Below are 23683 nucleotides of genomic sequence, written 5' to 3' on the forward strand. Positions count from 1 at the left end.
GGCGACCTGAACACCATTAAAGAGGGTGAGAGCATGAACGATATTGTTCTTCAAATGATCAATATTGAGAAATCATTTAATAAAATTCCTATCCTGAAAAAAGTTCATTTTTCTCTAAGAAAAGGGGAAATACATGCTCTCGTAGGTGGTAACGGTGCCGGTAAATCTACTTTGATGAAGATCTTGACGGGAGTGTACACCAAGGATGACGGCGATATTTTGTTGGACGGCAAATCCGTACGGTTTGATACTCCGTTGGATGCCGAGGAACATGGCATTGCCATGATCTTTCAGGAATTCAGTCTGATCCCTACGTTAACCGTTGCGGAAAACATTTATTTGAAGAGAGAAAGCCGGATAGGCAAGCTATTTATAAATGAACGTGAATGTGTACGAAAATCCGCTGAAATTCTTCGTGATTTGGAGGTGGATATCAATCCTAACGCAACGGTAGATTCTTTAGGCGTCGGCTATTGGCAAATGGTCGAAATCGCCAAGGCGATATCTAAAAATGCAAGAATTCTGATCATGGATGAGCCGACAGCTTCTCTATCCGAGGCGGAGACTACTTCTCTATTCAAGCTTGTGGGTCAACTCAAATCGAAAGGGATATCGATTATTTACATTTCACACCGTATGGATGAGATATCTGAAATTTGCGACCGCATCACGATTTTGAGAGATGGGCAGAATGTTTTAACGGAAGAATGTGAAAATGTCACGATGGAGCAAGTCATTGAAAACATGCTTGGTGCGGATACCGGCAAATCTTTTTCTTGGCACGAAAGACACTATGACGTTTCGGGAGCTCCAATTCTCGAGGTGCGGAATCTTTCCTACGGTGAGCGTCTTCATAATGTAAATTTCGAAATATATGCGGGAGAAATTGTCGGTCTGGCCGGGCTAATGGGCAGTGGGAGAACGGAAATTGTTGAATCGATTTTTGGAATCCGCCGCCCGAAATCCGGCGAAGTTTACGTACGCGGGAAAAAAATTAAGACGATACAGGACGCTATAGAGCAAGGAATCGCCTTAGTGCCTGAGGATCGACGTAAACAAGGGCTTATCCTTGATCATTCGGTTCGGGATAACATCATGTTGACCATTATTAAGCAGTTAACAAAAGGAATCTTTGTGAATCATGTTGATGGTACGAAAGTAGCCAAAGAGTACATCTCCAAATTAAACATAAAAACCGACGGACCGGAGAAAATGGCCAGATTGCTTTCCGGCGGCAACCAGCAAAAAATTGTACTGGCAAAATGGTTGGCAAGAAATCCAAGCGTACTTATTTTGGATGAGCCGACGATCGGAGTAGACATTGGTGCAAAATCAGAGCTCATTGAAATCATTCGTTTGTTGGCCGATCGTGGAATTTCGGTTTTGGTCATTTCCTCGGAGCTGCCGGAGCTGCTTGCCGTCAGTGATCGGATCTTGGCTTTATACAACGGAGAGATTATCAAACAAATACACAGACGCGATATTGACTCTGAGGAGGTACTCCATCATGTTATCCAAGGCTACTAATTCATTACCTTTGATTCGCCGCTTTAGTACATCGTTTGATTGGCGGAATTATGTTGTCTACATTGCTTTTGTGGTGATTTTGATATTTTTTGGGATTACCATTGGAGATCAAGGTTTCTTGACTTTCTCCAATTTATTTAACATCGTCCGGTCGACTACGATGATCACGATCATGGCTGCGGCAATGACGTTTGTTATTGCGTCAGGTGAAATCGATTTGTCCGTGGGATCGACAGCCGCTCTTTCGGCCTTAATGGCCGCTATGGCCATGCAGGCGAATATGGGATTTATAGGCGGTGTGAGTGCCGGGCTGCTGGCAGGGTTGATTATCGGATGTATCAACGGCGTGCTGACAACAAAAGTAGGCATACCTTCCTTTCTGGTTACACTCGGCATGATGCAATTGGTGGGCGGTGTAGGTATGTGGATCACGCAAACGAATCCTATATCGATTCTCAATAACACGTTTAATAATGTGTTCGGTTCTGGGAACATAGGTCCAATTCCTTCTTTGTTCATATGGTCCGTCATTATTTTAATTCTTGGTCACTTTACCCTTAAGAAAACGCCATTTGGACGCCAAGTTCTAGCAACCGGCGGTAACCGGATCGCTGCTGAATATTCCGGTGTAAATACGAGGAAAGTCAAGTTTTATGCTCTACTGCTTACCAGTATTGCAGCAGCTATCTCAGGGATGCTTTATGCAGGAGTCATGCAGACCGCTCGTTATAGTTTTGGGCAGGGTGATGAGCTGCTAGCTATTGCGGCAGTCATTCTTGGGGGAACCAGTCTATTTGGGGGCAAGGGCTCGATCGTCGGAACGATCATAGGCTCGCTTCTCATTGGAACGATCAACAACGGGCTTATTATAATGGGATTGGATGTAAGCCAACAAATGGTCGTTAGTGGTGCAATCATCATTTTGGCCGTAGCTTTTGGGAAAAAAGCCAAAGCGTCTTAAACGGGTCTTAACAGGAGGTTTTAAAAAAATCCATACTCTGGTACAAGGGGTGATATCTTCAGATTCCATCATATACAACTGGATATGTTAGCAAAGCTGGATAATTTGTGGTTTTTCCCGATCGATCTAAACACTATGTATGCCAAGGCATTGTAGGAAGTATCTAAAATCACAAGTTGATTTGCCTCGGGGGGTGGGGATGCAAATGTGATGTGTACGGGGCCCATCACTGCTGTAAATCCCAAGGGGCGCTCCCCAAAGCAATCGATGTTTATCACGGCTTCTGCCGGAAGTCTACTATTCCAGATAGGTGGATGGTATCAATGATTAATGAAAAGCTCTCAACAAGTTTATGGGATCGTTTTGTCCGGGAAGGAGTTATGGATACGTCTCGGATAAGCAAACGCATCTCTGAATCGTGGTTTCGCTGTCAAAAAGCAGGTGTTAACCCGTATACAGCCGAGTGTAAGACGATACTTGCCGGGGATTTACTGATCAAGCAGCAGGAAAAGAATGCGGCATTAATCGACATTGCGAAGCCGTATGTAAATAAATTATGCAGCATCATGGAAGGCTCAGGCTCCATGGTATTATTGAATGATTCCAGCGGATATGTTCTTGAGATCGAAGGCGATCCGGAAACCTTGCAAATGGCCAAAAAGTCCAACATCGTTAGAGGAGTGAGATGGACGGAGGATGTTGGCACGAATGCCGTTGCAACCGCATTATGTACAGGAGAGGCTTTATTGGTTAATGGTTCGGAGCATTATGCGCGTGCTTATCACCAATGGGGCTGTGCCGCTGCTCCCATTTATGATGGGGAGGGGACATTAATCGGCATTCTGAACGTTACAAGCCCCGCGCATCGATTTCACCACTATACTTTTGGACTCGTAGTATCGATGGTTTATAGCATTGAACAGCAGTGGAGAATATTGGAACAGAACAATTATATCGAGCTGCTTCAACATTCCATCAGCTGCACTCTAAGCGGCGGGTTAGTCGCCGTATGCACGAATAAGCAAGAAATTGTATTATCCAGCACTATGCTTCATCCATTCTCATCTCTACCTAACAGCAAGCTAAAAGTAGACGATATTCTTCAGGAAGGCTACAAGGAGCTGTGCAGGACTCCAATATACTCCTCGACCCATGGCAGAATGATTGGTTACTCCGTCTATTTTGAGCTATGTAATCAAAGGTTCATGGCCTATAACCAGCGTAGAACAGGCTTTACCTTACGGGGGGAGTCCGGAACAAGCAAAGCGTTTCAGCGTACGTTACGTGAAATCGAGTTGGTTGCGCCAACAGATACCACAGTATATCTGCATGGTGAAACGGGAACAGGAAAGGAAATTATTGCTCGTGCAATACACGAGAACAGCCTACGCAAGGATGCCCCGTTCATTGCTGTAAACTGCGGCGCTATTGCGCCGCAGCTGATGGAAGCGGAGCTTTTCGGTTACGTGGAAGGGGCGTTTACCGGGGCCAACCGAAAGGGACACAAAGGGAAATTTGAGCAAGCCAACGGTGGAACGTTATTTCTGGATGAGATTGGAGAGATTTCACCTGCCTTACAGGTTGCGCTATTACGTGTTTTGCAGGAAAGGGAAGTTACGCCGGTTGGCGGTGATAAAGTCATCCCGTTAAATTTCAGATTGATTACTGCGACGCACCAGGATCTCCGGGAATTAGTTAGAAAGAAAATATTTCGAGAAGATCTGTATTTTAGACTATTTGTTTATTCGATAACGGTACCTCCTTTACGTGACCGGAGGGAGGATATCCCTCATTTGATTAAATATGTTTGTCAGCAGAACAATTGGTTAATTCCGTTAGCGGCCGAACAGATAGAACTACTGATGCAATATCATTGGCCGGGTAACATCAGAGAACTCGTCAATTTTCTGGAGCGGCTGTCCATCTTGTCCAGGGGAGTGAGTCTTCGCGACCTTGATATTCGTTCTTTGTTAGGCAATGCGATAGAGAGCAGGGAAAATCAGCCGTTTGAAGAACCGTTGACAAGTGAAACAGTGACTTTAAACTATCAGAAGCGTATTCAAAAAGATCAGATGATATGGGCGTTGGAACAGACCGGAGGCAACGTATCCGAATCCGCGAAGCTATTGGACCTGCCGAGAAGCACGTTTTACCGCCGATTACGTACGTTTAAACTTGATCAACATTAAATTGGTGTTCACTATCTGATCCCACAGTTCTACCGTATACGGGTTGTAGCGGTAAAGGCTGATAGAGCCGGTTGAACGTCCGGCAGCTAATTATGAAGGGAGATGTCATATAGATGAATTATGCCCATAAGCCTGAACCAGTCGATGTTTGTATTATAGGAGCCGGGGCATCCGGCGCGACGGCCGCTAAGGTCTTGGCCGAAGCCGGATTAAAGGTCGTAGGTTTGGAGCGTGGTCCATGGTTGAAGCCTGAGCATTTCTCAGGAGATGAATTGAAGTTCATCAACCGAAATTATCTGTGGCCTGACCAGAAGCTAAAGCCGAGGACTTATCGGCCTGATGAGAACACGAAGGCTGAGCTTCGCCAGTTTTCATCGACACCCAACCTGGTTGGCGGCGGTACCGTACACATGGCCGGATGGTTTCCTCGTCCGTCGAAATCAGATTTCATGCTGCATACTCTTCATGGAGACGTTGAAGGGGCCAGCCTTGCCGATTGGCCTATCACCTACGAGGAACTCGAACCGTATTACACCAAGATTGAATGGGAATTCGGCGTCTCCGGAATCGGTGGAGCGAATAAGTACGAGGCCCCGCGAAGCCGTGACTATCCTTGCCCGCCGATGCCGCTTTCCCCTTACGGGAAAATTTTCCACGACGCTATGGCCAAGTTAGGCTACAATTCTTTCCCGATGCCCCAAGCTTTTATTACCAAGCCTCACAAGGGGAGAACTCCTACGGTACATTCCGGATTCGTGCAGCAGTTCGCCGATCCGACGACCAGTAAATCAACAGTTTTGACCACATTTATACCGGAAGCGATTCAGACTGGTCTCTACGATCTTCGGACCATATCGTACGTCCGTGAGATTACGCTGCACAAAGACGGACGCGCCAAGGGAGTACTCTACATTGACGAGAACGGGGACGAAGTGGAGCAGGAAGCCAGCATTGTCATCTCCTGCTGCGGAGGTATTGAATCGGCACGATTGCTGCTGATGTCCAAATCGAACTTATTCCCTGATGGGCTGGCAAATAGCAGCGGCCAAGTAGGCCGAAACGTCACCTTCCATGAATACATCTTTGCCATTGGGCTGTTTGACAAAGAAGTGCACGATCCGATAAGAGGATGGGCAGGATCTTACATCAATGGCTGTTCCTTCGAGTTTTATGAAACGGATCAAAGTCGGGGCCATATCTTAGGTTCAATTATTTCTCCCTCAGGCATAGGACATCCGGTGAATTGGAACTTCCCGGGAAGACCGACTTGGGGATTAGCCGCGAAGGATACTGACCGGGACTTTTTTAACCACAGCATGAAGATCGGAGTACTCGTAAACGATTTGCCACGGGAGACGAACAGAATCGACTTGGATCCTGAGGTCAAGGATGCTTGGGGGCTTCCCGTTGCCCGGGTGACGCATACCGCACATCCTAATGATTTCCGCCAGGCGGATTGGCAAATCGATAAATGCATTGAGATTCTGCAGGCGGGCGGTGCCAGCAAGACCATCCCTGTGTACATGGAAAGAGTTAACGGAAACACTTGTCACGAGCAAGGCACGGCACGGATGGGTAATGATCCTGCGAAGTCTGTATTGAATAAATGGTGTCGAGCGCATGACGTCGATAACCTGTACGTACTCGACGGAAGCTTCTTACCGAATTTAGGAGTAAATCCTACGCTTACAATTATGGCTAACGCTTGGCGATGTTCGGAATATATCGCTGAGGTGCACAGTAAGGGTGGAAACAGCCATTAAGGCACGATAAGAAAGGATGTGTTTTAACTTATGACGGACCAAAGCAAATGGAAAATCATACCGGTTTCTGCTGACAGCGACGGGCGTTTGTTCTTTGATGAGCATCAATGGGCTACCATCGAGGCAGCTACTGCACGCATTATTCCTACGGATAGAGATCCGGGCGCGCGTGAGGCGAAGGTGGTGCGTTTTATTGACCGCTACATTTCAGGTATCGACTATATTTACGCGAGTGCCGACGGTAGTGGTTTCCTAAAGATGGAGGGTAAAGATTCAGAGGCCTGGACCGAACGGATTCAGCTGATGCGAAATAAGTACACCGATGGAGTCAATCAATTGGATGAGGTTGGCCGTGAGAAGTTCGGCAAAGCGTTTATAGCGTTAACGGAAGAACAGCAAGACGAGGTGCTGCTCGCGTTATCTGGAGAGCCTATGCCGCAGCGCGTGCTTATCGGCGGGCAGACGCAAGACACCGGCCCGTCAGATGGTGCCCCTTCATCGAACCTGCCCGTCTCGGATGAGGGACATGATTTTTTCCGTACATTAATTTTTCACACCAGGATGGGCTTTTATTCCGATCCAGCTTATGGAGGCAACGCAGATCATGTCGGTTGGAAAGTCATCGGCTTCCCGGGTCCCAAGTCGCTTGCCGAGACTCGGGATGGACGGTACACGACGAAATCCTACCTATACATGGATACGCAGTGGCCGTATTCTAAAAATATACCAGACGGTACATCCAGTCCAGAGTAGCGGTCGTTTGAACAGGAGTAGTTCCATACACGTGTGAAACCGATACCTGGCATGCCTAGCCTCTGTTCATCTCACCCGGACCGGCTAAAGAAACCTTTGCGCTATGATTTTTTAACACGGCCGCAGTATACTCCCTTTATCCTTTCTCATTTACGATATGCCCTACCTACCTTATCCCCATATCCAAACAACACACCTGCATACTGGGAAACCGAATAAGAACATCATCCTTATTCATTAAGGATGATGTTCCATTTCTATTTAAAAACATAAGGATATATCCAAATCAACAAATTACCGATAATTTAGCCAAAAGAGGATCGAACATAGCACGCAGAACTGAAATAAAAAACAGGGGGGTTTTATTAATAAATTAACGGTAAAGGTCGGATGGAATGTGCGGAGGATAGGAGGTTTGAATGAATTGGATATGCTGACTATGCTTGGAGTTGATTTTTCAAAAGCGGAACGGGGCAGTACGATGTATTACGAAATTTTTGTCCGTTCTTTTGCTGATTCCAACGGTGACGGCATAGGCGATTTGAACGGAGTAACTTCCAAGCTCGATTATTTATTGGATTTAGGTGTCGGCGGAATTTGGCTCACGCCCATCCATCCGTCTCCAAGTTATCACGGTTACGATGTGACCGATTATTATGACGTCAATCCGCAATATGGAACGATGGATGATTTGAAGAAGCTGCTGGATGAGGCCCATAAACGCCGCATTAAAGTCATTATGGATCTGGTTGTGAACCATACGAGTTGGAAGCATCCATGGTTTATTTCTTCGGCTGAAGGAACGAATAGCCCTTATCGGAACTGGTATATATGGGCAGAAGGGTCAATTGCCAAGCTGCCTGGAGATGGGGTGACGGGGTCAAAGCCCTGGCATCCGTTGAATGGAGCGAATTATCTTGGAATCTTCTGGAAAGGGATGCCCGATCTAAATTTTGATCATCCTGATGTACGTAAGGAAATCATTAATGTCGGACAGTTTTGGCTCAAAAAGGGAATGGACGGTTTCCGGATTGACGCTGCAAAGCACATATATGGTGATTTCAAATCAACGCAATACTCGCAGGAAATCATTAAGAAAAACCAAGATTGGTGGAAGGAATTTCGAGAAGGCATGAATGAAGTCAATAAGGATGCGTATATCGTAGGAGAGGTCTGGGATAATCCGGTTGTTATAGCTCCCTATTTGGATAAATTCGACTCCGCGTTTAATTTTGAATTGGCGAAGAAGCTGGTTTCTGCCGCCGATACGGAGAAGGCGGATAATATTGCGGTTTACTTAAGCAGGATTCATGCTTTGTACTCAAAGAGCTCCGACGGCAAATTTCTTGACGCACCGTTTCTAACGAATCACGACCAGAATCGGGTGATGTCGGAGCTAAAAGGAAATATGAATCACGCGAAGATGGCGGCTTCGCTTCTTCTTACCCTGCCCGGCAACCCGTTCATCTACTACGGAGAAGAAATCGGCATGAGAGGTGTAAAGCCGGATGAATATATACGAGAACCGATGATTTGGAACGAGGGAGGAATAACGGGAAATGGCCAAACCACTTGGGAGGATTTACGCTGCAATAAGAGTCAGCCGCCATCTGTAGAGGCGCAGCTCAAAGATAAAGACTCACTTCTTCATTTCTACAAAAAGCTAATTCAGTGGCGTAAGGTTGAGCCAGCGTTGAGGGATGGAATTATTGAGGATTACCGTATTAATGTAAGCGGCATTCTGGCATTTGTGCGCTGCACCGATAAGGTCAAAATGCTGGTACTGCATAATCTTACGGGAAAGGAACAGGTAATCGATCTCAAAGAAGGCCGGGCCGCAAAGGAATTCAATAACATTGCGGCAACCACCAGAGACGGTATATCCTTCAAGGGAGATAAACTCGCGCTGCCTCCATATACCACTGTGATACTGAAATAGGAGCTCCGGTTATTAGGAAAGAAGTGATTGCGACCACTTTACAATTTATTGAGAGCGCTATATAATTGACAATGCTGATGCAAAGTAAGTCTTTAAGCTAATGCTTGACGATGCCGCTTATTTTACAATTATCCCCTCGGTTATGGGCGCTGATATCGGGGTATGGCGCAGTCTGGTAGCGCGCACCCTTGGGGTGTATCGTTATTTTTTCACTCGCGAATCCCGTAATTACGCCGTTTTCACCACGTCGACGACACGTTCTGCGCACGCAAGGGTGAGCGCCTATTTTACACAGGTGTGCCCTCATAAAATACGCAAATAACCCGCCTTCATTCGGCTATATTTCGGATGGAGGCGTTTATTTTTGGACAAGCGAACAGGCAAACGTTACAGAAACAGTCGCAGCGGACGTACCAAACATGCGTCAATGGACGAGCTTTACGAGACGTTCTATAACGCAAAAATTGCGGAGGGCGTTTCGGCAAGAACGTTAGAATCATACGAAGAGAATTATCGATTCTTCTGCGAGTTCTTGGAAATGACGGACACGCCGCGAGAAATCAACAGTGTAACTCCGGAAGTGCTACGGAACTATACAACGTGGATGCTGCGTACAAAACGAAAATGGGAAGGACACGCCCATAAAGCGGAAAAGGACAAAACCGTCGGCCTTTCTGCAGTTACCGTGAATACCCGTATGTGGAGTGCTACGATAAAAATGCAGTCGAAAAACCCCCTCAAGTGAAATAAAATTAAAGCAGGCGAGGGGACGTGTTGACAATGAAACGGTACGACAAAGCATGTTGGTACAAACTATGTCGCCAAAGACGGATTAGCGATGATTCACGAAGGAGAAGCCGTCGTACCTAAACGGTATAATCCGGCTGCGGGTGGTTACGGTGGCGGGGGCAATAACGGCCCGCTCGTTGTAATCAATGCTCAGTACGTTGACCGAGACGCTGCTGAACGTTTTGCGTCCGAAATAAGCAGAATAATCGGCAGAAGGGTGGGGAGAGTTTAATGAGTGGTATCGTTGGAAAGTTACAGGAACTTGGCCGACGTGTGGGTGCGCTTGAAACCGATGATCTCGACGAGGCTGCGCAATTAACTCAGATTAAGAAACTATTCGCCGATTTTGAAATCGACGTTAAGTTTACGTATCATGTGCACCAATACCGTATAGCTGGCGATGAGCAACCGCTATATGGCGCTGTTTGCGGAACGGATACGTTCTTGTAACGGGAAGGAGCGGAGGGAGCTCGGGCGACTACGCCTGGGCTCTTATTTTTGTTTCAAAATGTGACCACATATGTTTTATTTGTTTTTTTTTCTTATCATCGAAATAACGGAGGAAGGTAACGTAGGGTAACGAAATGTCCGATTTCATCGGCTGGAACGCTCGGGAGACGAGGCCGCCGAAAACTCACGGGGTACGAAAAAAGACGGCTAATTCGCCGCCTCCCGTTCCTTTATCGCTCGATATAGCGTTGCTTTCGTTACTCCGGTTGCCTCCGTAATCTCCGATACTGACATTGTTTTGGAATCGTACAGTTTCAACGCCTTATCTACTTTCCGCTTATCCGTTTTCGGACGGCCTCCGTTACGACCTCTCGCTCTCGATGCGGCCAAGCCCGCTTTTGTACGTTCTACGATGACATTCCGCTCAAACTCCGCAAATACCGCCATAACGCCGAAGAAAGTTTTACCGGCTGCCGTCGATGTATCGATACTGTCGTTAAGACTGACGAATTCGGCGCCCCGTTGCTTAATCTCATCTAACGTTGATATCAGCTTTATCGTGGATCTCGCCAGCCGATCGAGCTTATAAACGATGAACACGTCACCAGGCCTTAGCGTATCCATAGCGCGCTGCAGCTCCGCCCGATCGTCCTTTGCTCCGCTAGCTTTCTCCGTAAAGATCCGCTCACAGCCGTCCGCCTTCAGTGCGTCGAGCTGCATATCCAACGACTGGTCTGCCGTGCTCACACGCGCATATCCGATCCTCATCGTTACCGCTCCTTTTAACGTTTCGTTATCGTCATTGTACCATAATCAAGTACGTTTATACGACTATGATTTTGGAACGATTTTTGACACTAAAAAGCCGCGGTAAACCTTGCTACGTCACATGTTATCATCATCGTACCGTAATCGATGGTTTGTGGAACGGACCGCGCAAGGCCCCCGGGGGGTGTCCGATTCCAAATGCTTTCGCCAGGGCCCCGCAATAAGCCGGCAAAATTTTGATCCCGGGGGGATAGCGAAAGATAAGTGCCTCGTTCCGGTCGCCAGAAATATTGGCGCAGTGTATTTTACTTTCAAAAATTATGTACTTAAACCAAATATTTGGTAGTATTTACCTTGCGCCTTGGCGAATATCTATACATCGATAACAATTCGTTAAAGGAGCGTGTAATATGAAAAAGAAAATCGCAATTACAACGGGTTTGGTCGCCATTATCGCGTCATCATTCGCGTTCGGCGTGAACGCAGCGTCCGATATCAAACTGTTCATTAACGGTAAGGCTGTCGCAACACCAATCGAAATTATCGACGGCAGCTCGTACGTGCCGCTGCGCATCGTATCGGAATCGCTCGGGGCCGACGTTAAGTGGGACGGCGATGCGCGGACAATTTCGATAACGGGCGGAGCACAGGCGCAGGACCCGAGCGCGGAAGGAACGTACACGGCCGGAGACTTCGTGATTACGGATGTAACCGCGGAAAACGGGCAATTCGGGTGGGACGTAATGGCCGAGGTCAGAGTGGGTAAGGACATAAAAGCCGCGTCTCTGACGGCTACGTTTTACGGGGCGGATGGCAAGCGCGTAGGCAAAGCGACCGGGACGCTGCTTGATACGAAGGCGGGCGAATCTAAAACGGTGACTTTCATAACGCTTGACGATTTGACCGGATACACTTCGATTAAATTCCAAGTCGATTATTCGTATTAAAAAGAACGCCAGCTTGCGCCGAATTCACGGGTGGGCTGGCGTTTTTATACGTACATATCATCGCCTTACACCCGAGCTCCGTTATCCCCTGAAAGAAAACGTTATGATCCGCATACCATTCGTAAGTCTTATAGCTCTCCCCGTCCATTACCGAAGAGTGACGATATAACAGCGGTATATAAGTAGAAGCGAAATTTTATATGCGCATGTGTGCGCGCATTATTATTGCAAGTGTGCGCGGCTGCGTGCTATAATAAATCTCGCCGAATGAAGCGCGGGTTAACGTGAAATTGCGGAACACCGCGTCCGACAAGCGTTTGCGAACGCATGATTTGGCGTTGATATCGGGGTATGGCGCAGTCTGGTAGCGCGCACCCTTGGGGTGGGTGAGGCCGTGGGTTCGAATCCCGCTACTCCGATTATGACCAGAAGATCGCTTCCTAAACGAAATGGGGGGCGATTTTTTTGTTTTCCAGGAAATAGACGTTTCTAATAGCTGTGACTCGAGAGTAAATGTAGAAAATTCATGAAGACAATCTCCCGAGTGATCTGATATACTGATTTCATCTTTATTTGCAACTAAAATTCTAACAATTTCATAGCACACGCAAGAGGGGAAGACCGTCATATGTCAGCTAAGTGGAAGCATTGGGTGGAATCACAAGATTGGACCATGTATGGCATTCTCGTCTCGATTTTTTTGGTGTGGAGAATCGGGGTCATCGGTAATTGGAGTTTAGGCTGCTGGGTACTTCTTCTCATTTGCTTAATGGGCGTACGAAAAGATCAAGTCGACACCGATTGGAAGCGTTTTTTTGTTCTGGGTATTCCTTTACTTGGCATCTTCTATTATTTTTATGGATCGGGGAACGGATTGTGGTGGAAGATCGCCAACTGGATGTTTGAGAACAACCGTCATCCATGGAATTGGGATAACTTCATGAAAAGCATTCCATTGAACGACGCCGCTTGGGCCAGGCACTTCCACCACCCTGCTGCAGATCAAATGATGGTGTGGATTTATAATTACGGATTTGTCCTCTCTCTATGGATTTGCATTGTTCGCAGCTTTTGGACGAAAAGTATAAAAAAAATGCTGTCGTTTGCACTTTCCGGCCATTTAATGCAGTTTCCCCTCATTCTGCCGTTCTATAACTTGATTTTGCTGCGGGAGGTATGGTGGGTTAAAGGCCAGCCGGATCTGCTGGGCCGTCAATTTGCAACGCAAAATGACCTGCTTGTCAATGTCATGAACTGTTTCCCAAGCATGCATACCTCCATTTCGTTCGCTATGCTTCTGCTGGCGCTTCGGGAGAAGGATCGCATATTCAAATATATGATGGTTACATACTGCTCGGCGATCATTTTTTCTACCATGTACCTGCAGATTCACTGGGTGCTTGACGTCATTGCAGGAATGGCCTTTGCATATGGTGTGGTGAAGCTGTCGGATCTGCTGATTCGCTTGGCGTTCAAGCTGGTTCCAAGCCGTCTGAAAGGATTTTATGCAAAGAAACAAACCTATCCTAAGGAAACGATGGCTGCCTGAATGAAGGCAGCTTTTTTCTTAAAGTTGACAGCGGCTAGTTTTTTCTGCATGATAAAGGTTATCTAAGATAAGTACGGGGGGACAAGACCGATGGAAACCAACCAGAATGATTATTTTATCGTACAAGCCAAGGATAACGGTGTGCAGGTCATTGGACTTACGAGAGGGCAGGATACCCGGTTTCATCATACGGAGAAGCTGGATAAAGGCGAGGTCATGATCGCCCAATTCACAGACCATACTTCAGCGGTCAAAATCCGCGGCAAGGCTAAGATAATGACGAAGTACGGCATTATTGATACGGAGGAATAATTTTTCGAGCAGGCGAAGGCATAGCCTGCTTTTTTTCGTTGTACAATGATAACAGACAAGTATTTGAACGGGGTTTAGGCTGCCGTCTAAAGGAGGAAGAGCATACCGTGAAATGGATTCCTCGTCTGTTGCTCATGACAGCGATATCGATTGCCGTTGCCGTCGGGTTGTCTTATTTATCCAGGCTGGACTCAACGGTCAGCGTGTACCGTACTGTACAAGCACAACCGGTCTCTGAATCAAACATTGTAGATGTGGTTTCCAAAATGCAGCTGCACCAAAGAATCCGGCGGGTTGAACTTAACCATGCGATCGTATCAATGGACTTGCTTTCCGCCAAATCGACTGAGAAAGCGGATATGTTCGAAGATTTGTACGAAATCCCGAAGGTCATGTTCGGATCGTCGACCAATATTCATCAAGTATTGATTCGGGTTTTGGACGGCTCACAGGAAGGCAGCGGAAGTTCCGCTCTGCTTGTCGCTGTAGATGCAAGACGGGAAAAATGGCTATTGAACGAACCGAAGCTTCGTCCGCAAAGCGTGAATGAATTGCAGCAATATCTAGATGCGCATTATAAGGTGACCTATGCTCCAAAATGGGAAAATCGGTTTATGGAAAAAAGCTGAGCTTGAAACATGCGAAAATGATCACTTTATGCTATACTAATTTAGATGGAGAAAGACTGAGATTTTTCGTTCGTTCGGAGGCTTACATATGAACTCTTATCGGATTCCGGAGATCGCTGCAAAATATTTGGAGCATGACATGATTCAAAAGCATACGGATCTGCCGCAATTCCCTGATTTTCGCAGCCAGCTTTTGTATGCTTTTCTAGATAAACACAGTGCGTTGGCTAATCAAAGCGAACTGTATACGCTTGTTACCTCACTGGTTCAAATCGGAATGGATACACATGATATGGTCAGCATCAATAATCAGGTGAAGGAGCAGGCGGAAAGCCGTTCCAGACAGCTTAAAGTTCTTGCCGGCGATTATTTCAGCAGCCGGTTTTATTACTTGCTGTCGCACGCCGGGCACATTGATTTGGTCGGAAAGCTATCCAAGGGGATCTGTGAAGTAAACCGGTTAAAATTGAATTTGTATTTAATGAAGAAGCAGTTGAAGCTGACCGCCGATGAATACATTCGCCAAATGGTTGAAGTGAAGTCGCAGTTATTCTTATCCTTTTCTTCATTGCTTGAAGAGCGGTTCAATAGTATTTGGCCGGAGATTTTACGATTATTTACCCGCTGCGAAGTGCTGCTGCAGGAAATTATCCGTTCCCAAACGTCCCAGCATTACAGGGAGAGCTGGGGCTTTTGGCATGTGCTGCAATGGGGGACGAAGGAAGAAAAGAAGCTGCTGGAGCATGAGGAAGCGGATCAAACAAAGCTTCGCTCGATATGGCTAAAATACAAAGTAACCTCCCAGCTATACCAAATGCTTGATGTCTGCTTCTTGGAATTGCAAGAAAAGCTCAAGAGTATTGAGCCCGAGAAGCTTGGGAAGGAGCTCTTCTCTATTGGAGAGCCTTTTCGCAGTTACTTAACAGGTCCGCGGGCGACGCAGGAAATTTGAGGTGACCAACAAAATGCAAAGCAAATCAAAGGAACAATTCGTTCATTCCGTATTTGAGAGCATCGCGCCCAAATATGACTTGATGAACGACATACTGAGCTTTCGCCGGCATAAAGCATGGAGAAGCTTCACCATGAAAAAAATGAATGTAAAGCCGGGGAGTGCGGCGATTGATTTATGCTGCGGAACCTGCGATTGGACGATCAGTTTGGCTGAAGCCAGCGGGACGGGCGAGATGGTCGGACTCGATTTCAGCCAAAATATGCTCGATGTGGGTGGAGAAAAAATACGCCGCTTAGGTATGGACAAGCAGATCCGGCTTATTCGCGGCAATGCGATGGAGCTTCCGTTTGCAGACAATACGTTCGATTACGCGACGATCGGCTTTGCGTTAAGAAATGTGCCGGATCTGGTCAAGGTGATTGAAGAAATGCAGCGGGTAATCAAGCCCGGTGGCCTGGTCGTTTCGCTGGAGCTTTCCAAACCGACTTGGCAGCCGTTCAAATCGATCTACTATTTTTACTTTCAGAAGGTCCTGCCGCTGCTCGGTAAATTAATTGTAAAGCGTTATGAGCAGTATAAATGGCTGCCGGAGTCCCTGGTTCACTTTCCTGACCATAAGCAGCTTGCAGACATCTTCCGGCAAACGGGATTAACGGATGTTGAGGTATATCCTCTCACCGGGGGCATTGCGGCCCTTCATATCGGAAAAAAGCCGCAAGCGGCGATCGGATCTGGGGGAGAATAACCATATGCTTTTGAGAAAGACCAAAATATTTATGGAAATGATAAAAATCGAGCATACGCTTTTCGCGCTTCCATTTGCTTTCATGGGGGCGCTGCTCGGTTCTGTAGTCATGCTGGATAAGCTTCCGACATGGGGGCAGATCTGGTGGATCCTTCTTGCCATGGTAGGAGCAAGAAGCGCGGCCATGGGACTTAACCGGGTAATCGACAAAGTATTTGACGGTAAAAACCCGCGCACGGCGATGAGAGCTATTCCGGCCGGGCTCATATCCTCAAAGGAAGCGATTTTATTCATTATCGTTTCATTTATTTTATTGTTTTGGGCGGCTTCGCAGTTGAGTCCTTTGGCTTTAAAGCTGCTGCCGATCGCTGTATTCTTTCTTGTCATTTATTCTTATACAAAACGGTTTACATGGGCGTGCCATCTCGTATTGGGCATGACCGTCGCGCTGGCTCCTTTGGGCGGATGGGTGGCGATAACCGGTGAAATTACGCTGACCTCCTTGGTTTTTTATGTAGCGATTGTATTTTGGCTGGCCGGATTCGATATCATTTATGCTTGTCAAGACGCAGAGTTTGACCGGGAGGAAGGTCTTTACTCTATTCCGAGCCGGTTCGGAATACCCAAAGCGCTGAAAATTGCACGCTGGTTTCATATCATCACTGCGGCAGGTTTCGTCGGCCTGTTTTTTTTAACCGAATTAACATGGGTGTATTTGGTTGGGGTACTAATATCTTATGCCCTGTTGATGTACGAGCATCTGATCGTCAATCCTAAGGATATGACAAGGCTGAACACGGCGTTCTTTACGATGAACAGCACTTTAAGCATTGTTCTTTTTGTATTTACGCTGATCGATTTGGTGGTGCATTCGGGATGAGTAAACCATGGGTAATCGGCATTACGGGCGCCAGCGGTGCGGTATACGGCGTCCGGCTATGCCGTTTTCTGCTGTCACAAGGCGAGCATTTGCATATCGTGATTACCGATGCCGGCTGGCGGGTGTTAAAAGAGGAGCTGGGTTGGGATGCGGGCCGCAGACGAGAAAGCCTGGAGCAGCATTTGGGCGGACTCGCCGGCTTGTATGAATACGCGCCTAACCAGGATATCGGCGCCAAGACAGCGAGCGGATCGTTCTTGACCAAAGGGATGGTTATTGTTCCCTGTTCCATGGGGACGCTCTCCGGCATCGCCAATGGCGCATCGGACAACCTGTTGGAAAGAACGGCCGATGTGATGCTGAAGGAAGGCCGCAAGCTGATTATGGTGCCGCGGGAGACTCCCTTGCATGCGATCCACTTGGAAAACATGCTGAAGCTTTCCCGGCTCGGCGTGAGGATGATCCCTGCGATGCCGGCATTCTATCAAGGTCCGCAAACGGTGGATGACTTAATTGATTTTGTTATAGGCAAAATATTGGATACGATGGAAATCGAACATCAAATGTATAAAAGATGGGGTATGCAGTCATGACAGAGAAACATCGGGCAATCCGAATCGGACGCATTGACTTTACCAATGTATGGCCGCTCTTTTATTATTTTCCGTTCTCCTCTTTCGGCAGTGAGCTGGAGGTTATTCAGCAGGTTCCGACGCAATTGAATCGTGCGATGGCAAAAGGGGAAATCGACATCGGTCCAATATCTTCATTTGCTTACGGTCAAAATTTTGAGGACTACATGCTGTTTCCCCATATGTCCGTCAGCGCATATCGTCATGTGAATTCCATCCTGCTGTTTCACCGCAAGCCTCTGGAGGAGCTGGGCAAAGCGACCATTGCGCTTCCTACGACTTCGGCGACGTCGGTGAACCTGCTTAAGATCATTCTGATGAAATTTTATGGGCTTGAACCGAATTACATTTATGCAGCTCCTGAACTGGAGCCGATGATGAGAACAGCCGATGCTGCGCTGCTGATCGGAGATCACGCGATTCGCGCCAGCTGGGAGGACCGCGGTTATCTTGTTACCGATCTGGGGGAGGAGTGGACCAGGCTGACCGGGCAGTGGATGTCTTTTGCCGTATGTACGATTCGTAAACAGACGGTAGAGCAGCACCCTGGGCAGATACAGCGCATTTTTGACGCCTTTATGGAAAGCAAACGCAAATCGCTGGCCGATATGACTAGGCTTGTACAGGACGCGCAGGCCTTAATCGGGGGTACGGAAGCTTATTGGCAGCGTTATTTTTCCACGCTTAGCTATGAGTTTGGTCCCAAGCAGCAGGAGGGACTGAAATTATATTATCAATACGCGGCAGAGCTCGGTTTTTTGGATCGGGAGGTGTCGCTGAACATTTGGAATGATACTTCTGTAGCACGGGTGACGGAATGAGACTTTTGGATATCTATGCAAAATTTAAAAAAGATATCAGCTATATCGAGAAGGAGCTGGAGCGAAGCATTGACGTAGAGCATCCGATGCTTCGCGAGGCGGCCTTGCATCTGCTTAAAGCAGGGGGGAAGCGGATTCGTCCGGTATTTGTCCTGCTGGGGGCCAAGTTCGGAAATTATGATTTGGAGCGGGTCAAGCATGTGGCGGTGCCGCTGGAGCTGATTCATATGGCATCGCTTGTGCATGATGACGTGATTGACGATGCCGACACGCGAAGGGGTCAATTAACGGTGCGTTCCAAATGGGATAATCGAATCGCGATGTATACGGGGGATTACATTTTCGCCAAGGCGCTGACCATTGTGACTCAGCTTTCCGAACCGTCCATTCATCAGATCATGTCTAAGGCTCTGGTGGAAATGAGTATCGGCGAAATGGAGCAAATCCGGTTATTCTTTCATACGGAACAAACCGTCAGAGATTATTTGCTGCGGATCAAACGAAAAACCGCACTTCTCTTGGCGATCAGCTGCCAATTGGGAGCCATCGCCGCGCAGGCTCCGGAGAAAACGGCTAAGCAGCTGTTCAATTTTGGTTATTATGTAGGCATGGCTTTCCAGGTGCGCGACGATTTACTAGATATTTGCGGTACCGAGAAGGAAATCGGCAAGCCTCCCGGAAGCGATATCAGGCAGGGCAATATTACGATTCCGGTCATCTTCGCTTTGCAAAATTCTGAGCTTCGTCCGGCGCTGCTTCGTGAATTGAAGAGAATTGAAGACTGCGACGGGCAAACGGACGTTTCCGGTTTTCTGAAGATGATCCGGGGCAGTGATGGGATTGCCTGTGCGGAGGCGATGGCTTCCCATTACATAGACAAGGCCATCCGGTCGTTGGAGGGGCTCCCCGATCTGCAGGCCAAAAAAGACCTGATCAGCATTGCGCATTTTGTAGGAAATCGTTCTTATTAGAGAATCATGGGATAGGGAAAAAGGTTAGAGCAATAGAGCAGAGCAGTAGAATGATCAGTGATAACAAAGTAATTCAAAAGTGGATTTGACGGGACGGGATGACGTCATGGAGGATAAAGATTTTTTGCTGTTTATCAAGAAGGTGAAGGACTATACGTCCATAGACCTGGCGCAGTACAAGGAAGCCCAGATGAAGCGGCGTCTTACCACACTCCGGATGAAGAAAGGATATTCCACGTTTGCGTCGTTCTTTGATGCAATGAGCAAGGACAAGGCCTTATTCTGTGAATTTTTGGATAGAATGACGATTAATGTATCCGAGTTTTGGCGCAATGCCAACCGCTGGGAGGTGCTCGAACAGCGCTTCCTGCCGGAGATGCTTCGCAAATCCAAAAAGCTTAAATGCTGGAGCGCCGCTTGTTCCACAGGTGAAGAGCCATATACGCTGGCCATGATCCTATCGGAGCTGGGTGCGCTGCCTGACAGCCTGGTGCTGGCTACGGACATTGATGAAGGAGCGCTGGAAAAGGCGAAAAAGGCGGTGTACTCCGACCGTTCGGTGAAGGATGTTCCGGACAAATATTTGCGTAAATATTATCGCCAGGAACAAATGACTTATCATATTGAAGAATCGTTGAAAAAGGCGATCCGTTTTCAAAAGCAAAATCTGCTCATCGATACGTTCGATACACAGTTTGACTTGATCGTTTGCCGTAATGTGATGATTTATTTTACGGAAGAAGCCAAGCATATGCTTTATCAGAAGTTTGCGAATGCTTTGAAGCCCGGCGGACTTCTGTTTGTAGGCAGTACCGAGCAAATTTTCAGTCCGGGTCAGTATGGCCTGGAATCTGCCGATACGTTTTTTTACCGGAAGACGGTTTAATTGTATGAATAATCGTTTCCATGTCGTGCCATACTATGCATAAAATGCTTTTAAAAGCTGTGAATGCTGGTAAAGCGTGCTGGAGGACTGACATGGATAAACGAAAGGTCATTAGCGCGTACCGTCGTGGATTTATTACGATGCAGGAGTGTGCTCAAATCCTGGGAATTGATTCGGTTCAAATTCTGGGGCTGGTCGGTGAACCCGAGCATACAGGCAGCTCTTCTGTACGCAAGAGACAACCCGCAAACGGCTAGGGTATAAGCGCACAATCAAGAAAGATCCGCTGTCTGACGGCATGAGGCCAAGGGCAGCGTTTCTTTTTTTGTAAGCTCATTTTCTTGTCAAAGGAAGACTCCTATACTATAATTAGCACAGGAATGGAGTACATAAAAGCGCTAAAGCGTCTAAGTACGCTATGGATTGGCTTTCATGGGATAGGATGAAAGGGGATTAATAAGTGAGATATTTAACAGCAGGAGAAACGCACGGACCGCAGCTGACGGCGATTATCGAAGGGTTTCCAAGCAATCTGGCTGTTGATTTCGAGGCGGTTAACCATGAGCTAGCTCGCCGGCAAAAAGGCTATGGCCGCGGGCGGAGAATGCAGATTGAGAAGGATACCGCATCGATCGTCGGGGGCGTTCGTCATGGCAAAACAACAGGAGCACCGATCGCGCTTGTCGTAGAGAACAACGATTGGAAGCACTGGACATCGATCATGAACATCGAGCCGATCGAAGGTACGGATGAAACCAAGCGCAGGGTCAATCGTCCGCGCCCCGGACATGCCGACCTGAATGGCGGGTTGAAATATAATCAGCGCGATCTTCGCAATATTTTGGAGCGCTCCAGCGCCAGAGAGACGACGATGCGTGTGGCCGTCGGCGGCATGGCAAGAGAGCTGCTGAAGGAATTCGGCATCAAAGTGGCCGGTCAAGTGATTCGTATCGGCGATGTCGAGGTGCAGCGCGAAGAGATGCCGATTGACGATCTGATCCGGATCACCGAGGAATCCCAGGTTCGGGTGACGGATAAAGATGCGGAAGCGCGGATGATTGCGGCGATCGATGCGGCTAAAGAGGACGGCGATACACTCGGCGGCATTGTGGAATGCATTATTGAAGGCGTTCCGGTCGGTCTTGGCAGCCATGTGCAGTGGGACCGCAAGCTGGACGGCAGGATTGCGCAGGCCGTATTGTCGATTCAAGCGTTCAAAGGCGTGGAATTCGGGATCGGCTTTGAAGCGGCCAAGCGCAGAGGCTCTTTGGTTCATGATGAGATCATGCACAATGAAGAACGCGGCTTCTATCGGGCCAGCAACCGCGCCGGCGGTTTTGAAGGCGGGATGACGACAGGCGAACCGATTGTAGTGCGCGGGGTGATGAAACCGATCTCGACGCTGTACAAGGCTCTGCAAAGCGTTGATATCGACACGAAGGAAGCATTTACCGCTCAGGTAGAGCGCTCCGATACGTGTGCCGTGCCTGCGGCGAGCGTTATTATGGAGAACGTGATCGCTTGGGAGGTCGCCAGCGCGTTCATGGAGAAATTCGGCGGGGATTCCATCGAAGAAATCCGCCGGAATTATGAAAGCTATTTGGAACAAACGAAAAGCTATTAATCGGGAGAACCGGATATGATAAGAGAGCTTACGGTTGATTTGGGAACACGATCCTATCCGATTTATATCGGCGATGGGATTTTGGAGGATATTGCCTCCTATTTCGATAAGCATGGAATCGGCAAACGCTCACCGCTGCTGATTGTAACGGATGAGCATGTGGCCAAGCAATACCTGGAGCCCGTCACGTTGAAGCTGGAACAGGCCGGGTACACAACAGCTTCACATACCGTGGCTTCCGGAGAGAAGTCCAAGTCGCTGTCGGTTTTGGAGGATGTGATCACCTCTTGCCTCGAAGCGGGACTCGATCGCAATTCAACGGTCATTGCACTGGGCGGCGGCGTTGTAGGCGATTTGGCCGGCTTTGTCGCGGCCAGCTATATGCGCGGCATTCGTTTCGTCCAGATTCCAACGACGATTCTGGCGCATGACAGCAGCGTAGGGGGGAAAGTGGCGGTCAATCACCCATTGGCGAAGAATATTATCGGAGCATTCCATCAACCGGAGATGGTGCTGTACGATACGGCTACACTCCGAACGCTGCCGGACCGGGACGTGCGGGCGGGCTTGTCCGAAATGATCAAGCACGGTCTGATTTGGGATGCGGAGTTTACGGCATGGTGTGAGGATAACGCGGATCGGCTGATCGGCTTGGATCCGGAGGCGCTGCAATACGGTTTGTACAAGGGCTGCAGCGTAAAGGCCTCCGTCGTGTCTCAGGATGAACGCGAGAATGATTTGAGAGCCATCCTCAATCTGGGACATACGATCGGACACGCTTTGGAGGCGGTTGCGGGCTATAACGAGCTGCTGCATGGGGAAGCGATCTCCATCGGAATGGTGGGCGCCGCTAAACTTTCCGTTCGTTTGGGTAACCCGGAGCAGGTATACACGACGACAAAGCGGATCTTCAAGAAATTCGGTTTGCCGGTGGCCGTCCCTGCGCATTTGGACACCGATGAAATTATGAAAGCCATGATGCATGATAAGAAGTTCAAGGAAGGCAAGATGGTCTTCATTGTCCCTACCGAAATCGGTAAGGTGGAGATCAATAAAAATGTATCCGCGGAATGGGTCAGAGACATCGTGGATCAGTTGAAACGGGAGGACTGACTTATGTTTGTACGGGGAATACGCGGCGCAACTACAGTAGAAAATAATGAAGAAAATGATATTTTATCGGCTACGACGGAGCTTCTGAACGAGATTATAGCAGAGAACGGAATCATCCCGGAAGAGATCGCGCATGTGTTCGTGACGGTAACACAAGATTTGACGGCGACCTTCCCTGCAAAGGCGATCCGGCAGATGGAAGGCTGGGAGCTGGTTCCGCTGATGTGCTCGCTGGAAATTCCGGTTGAAGGCAGCCTTCCCAAATGTGTCAGGTTGATGGTGACTGTCAATACGGAAAAAAGCCAAGCGGAAATCAAGCATGTATTTCAGAAGGAAGCGATGAGGCTGCGTCCGGATCTGTCCAAATTGACAAAATCATAACAGAGGTAGTATAGTTGGTATTAGAATAGGAAGTTGAAAGTGTTCGTATGAGAGCAGAGCAGAGTAGAGTTTAGCTGAGTTCAGTTGAGATGAGATGAG

24 protein-coding genes and 1 tRNA gene are annotated in these 23683 nt (G+C 47.9%); 24 read left to right on the plus strand and 1 reads right to left on the minus strand.

The window, feature by feature from the left end; genetic code table 11:
- Positions 1-33 precede the first annotated feature (33 nt).
- The 8 genes from ACZYR9_RS08860 (at position 34) to ACZYR9_RS08895 (ending at position 10371) form a co-directional block, all read left to right on the plus strand.
- Positions 34-1527, plus strand: a complete 1494-nt coding sequence (locus tag ACZYR9_RS08860) for a sugar ABC transporter ATP-binding protein (RefSeq protein WP_488978111.1) — start codon at positions 34-36, stop codon at positions 1525-1527.
- Positions 1508-2488 carry an ABC transporter permease gene (locus ACZYR9_RS08865; protein ID WP_488978112.1) on the plus strand — a complete coding sequence of 327 codons (981 nt, stop codon included), beginning with the start codon at positions 1508-1510 and terminating at the stop codon, positions 2486-2488. Before ACZYR9_RS08860 ends, ACZYR9_RS08865 begins: the two co-directional genes overlap by 20 nt.
- A gap of 323 nt (positions 2489-2811) precedes the next feature.
- A complete protein-coding gene (locus ACZYR9_RS08870) occupies positions 2812-4677 on the plus strand; it encodes a sigma-54-dependent Fis family transcriptional regulator (RefSeq protein WP_488978113.1) in 1866 nt (621 codons plus the stop codon).
- A gap of 113 nt (positions 4678-4790) precedes the next feature.
- Positions 4791-6440: a GMC family oxidoreductase gene (locus tag ACZYR9_RS08875; protein WP_488978114.1), complete on the plus strand. Its 1650-nt coding sequence runs from the start codon at positions 4791-4793 to the stop codon at positions 6438-6440.
- Positions 6441-6470: 30 nt separating this feature from the next.
- Positions 6471-7193 (plus strand): gluconate 2-dehydrogenase subunit 3 family protein, encoded by a 723-nt coding sequence (locus tag ACZYR9_RS08880; RefSeq protein ID WP_488978115.1) that lies wholly within the window; start codon positions 6471-6473, stop codon positions 7191-7193.
- Between the two features lie 415 nt (positions 7194-7608).
- On the plus strand, positions 7609-9132 hold the full coding sequence (locus tag ACZYR9_RS08885) for an alpha-amylase family glycosyl hydrolase (protein ID WP_488978116.1): 1524 nt from the start codon (positions 7609-7611) through the stop codon (positions 9130-9132).
- Between the two features lie 364 nt (positions 9133-9496).
- Positions 9497-9877: a hypothetical protein gene (locus ACZYR9_RS08890; protein ID WP_488978117.1), complete on the plus strand. Its 381-nt coding sequence runs from the start codon at positions 9497-9499 to the stop codon at positions 9875-9877.
- A gap of 275 nt (positions 9878-10152) precedes the next feature.
- A complete protein-coding gene (locus tag ACZYR9_RS08895) occupies positions 10153-10371 on the plus strand; it encodes a hypothetical protein (protein WP_488978118.1) in 219 nt (72 codons plus the stop codon).
- 207 nt (positions 10372-10578) lie between these two features.
- Here ACZYR9_RS08895 and ACZYR9_RS08900 read toward each other — a convergent pair whose 3' ends face one another.
- Positions 10579-11139, minus strand: a complete 561-nt coding sequence (locus ACZYR9_RS08900; RefSeq protein ID WP_488978119.1) for a recombinase family protein — start codon at positions 11137-11139, stop codon at positions 10579-10581.
- A 410-nt stretch (positions 11140-11549) separates the two neighbouring features.
- On the opposite strand from ACZYR9_RS08900, the gene ACZYR9_RS08905 reads away from it, so the two are divergent.
- From ACZYR9_RS08905 to aroH, 16 genes are all read left to right on the plus strand, one after another.
- A complete protein-coding gene (locus ACZYR9_RS08905) occupies positions 11550-12086 on the plus strand; it encodes a stalk domain-containing protein (protein WP_488978120.1) in 537 nt (178 codons plus the stop codon).
- A 345-nt stretch (positions 12087-12431) separates the two neighbouring features.
- Positions 12432-12505: transfer RNA gene (locus ACZYR9_RS08910), tRNA-Pro, on the plus strand.
- A 209-nt stretch (positions 12506-12714) separates the two neighbouring features.
- Positions 12715-13635, plus strand: a complete 921-nt coding sequence (locus ACZYR9_RS08915) for a phosphatase PAP2 family protein (protein ID WP_488978121.1) — start codon at positions 12715-12717, stop codon at positions 13633-13635.
- A gap of 90 nt (positions 13636-13725) precedes the next feature.
- Positions 13726-13947 (plus strand): trp RNA-binding attenuation protein MtrB, encoded by a 222-nt coding sequence (gene mtrB / locus ACZYR9_RS08920; protein WP_488978122.1) that lies wholly within the window; start codon positions 13726-13728, stop codon positions 13945-13947.
- 107 nt (positions 13948-14054) lie between these two features.
- The gene (locus ACZYR9_RS08925) at positions 14055-14576 is read left to right on the plus strand and encodes a hypothetical protein (RefSeq protein ID WP_488978123.1); all 522 of its coding nucleotides are present in this window, start codon (positions 14055-14057) and stop codon (positions 14574-14576) included.
- Positions 14577-14664: 88 nt separating this feature from the next.
- The gene (locus tag ACZYR9_RS08930) at positions 14665-15528 is read left to right on the plus strand and encodes a heptaprenyl diphosphate synthase component 1 (protein ID WP_488978124.1); all 864 of its coding nucleotides are present in this window, start codon (positions 14665-14667) and stop codon (positions 15526-15528) included.
- A gap of 13 nt (positions 15529-15541) precedes the next feature.
- Positions 15542-16276, plus strand: a complete 735-nt coding sequence (locus ACZYR9_RS08935) for a demethylmenaquinone methyltransferase (protein ID WP_488978125.1) — start codon at positions 15542-15544, stop codon at positions 16274-16276.
- Positions 16277-16280: 4 nt separating this feature from the next.
- Positions 16281-17156: a UbiA-like polyprenyltransferase gene (locus ACZYR9_RS08940; RefSeq protein ID WP_488978126.1), complete on the plus strand. Its 876-nt coding sequence runs from the start codon at positions 16281-16283 to the stop codon at positions 17154-17156.
- Entirely contained in the window at positions 17153-17749 is a 597-nt protein-coding gene (locus ACZYR9_RS08945) for a UbiX family flavin prenyltransferase (RefSeq protein WP_488978127.1), read from the plus strand. The genes ACZYR9_RS08940 and ACZYR9_RS08945 overlap by 4 nt, the downstream gene beginning before the upstream one ends.
- Positions 17746-18609: a menaquinone biosynthesis protein gene (locus ACZYR9_RS08950; RefSeq protein WP_488978128.1), complete on the plus strand. Its 864-nt coding sequence runs from the start codon at positions 17746-17748 to the stop codon at positions 18607-18609. The genes ACZYR9_RS08945 and ACZYR9_RS08950 overlap by 4 nt, the downstream gene beginning before the upstream one ends.
- A complete protein-coding gene (locus tag ACZYR9_RS08955) occupies positions 18606-19580 on the plus strand; it encodes a polyprenyl synthetase family protein (protein WP_488978129.1) in 975 nt (324 codons plus the stop codon). Before ACZYR9_RS08950 ends, ACZYR9_RS08955 begins: the two co-directional genes overlap by 4 nt.
- Before the next feature lie 106 nt (positions 19581-19686).
- Positions 19687-20466 (plus strand): CheR family methyltransferase, encoded by a 780-nt coding sequence (locus tag ACZYR9_RS08960; protein ID WP_488978130.1) that lies wholly within the window; start codon positions 19687-19689, stop codon positions 20464-20466.
- 92 nt (positions 20467-20558) lie between these two features.
- Positions 20559-20723, plus strand: a complete 165-nt coding sequence (locus ACZYR9_RS08965; protein WP_488978131.1) for a hypothetical protein — start codon at positions 20559-20561, stop codon at positions 20721-20723.
- Positions 20724-20926: 203 nt separating this feature from the next.
- Positions 20927-22090 carry a chorismate synthase gene (gene aroC, locus ACZYR9_RS08970; RefSeq protein WP_488978132.1) on the plus strand — a complete coding sequence of 388 codons (1164 nt, stop codon included), beginning with the start codon at positions 20927-20929 and terminating at the stop codon, positions 22088-22090.
- Between the two features lie 15 nt (positions 22091-22105).
- On the plus strand, positions 22106-23203 hold the full coding sequence (gene aroB / locus ACZYR9_RS08975) for a 3-dehydroquinate synthase (protein ID WP_488978133.1): 1098 nt from the start codon (positions 22106-22108) through the stop codon (positions 23201-23203).
- A 3-nt stretch (positions 23204-23206) separates the two neighbouring features.
- Positions 23207-23584, plus strand: coding sequence for a chorismate mutase (gene aroH, locus ACZYR9_RS08980; protein WP_488978134.1), 378 nt, complete (start codon positions 23207-23209; stop codon positions 23582-23584).
- Positions 23585-23683 lie beyond the last annotated feature (99 nt).

The organism is Paenibacillus sp. F024, from assembly GCF_057814255.1.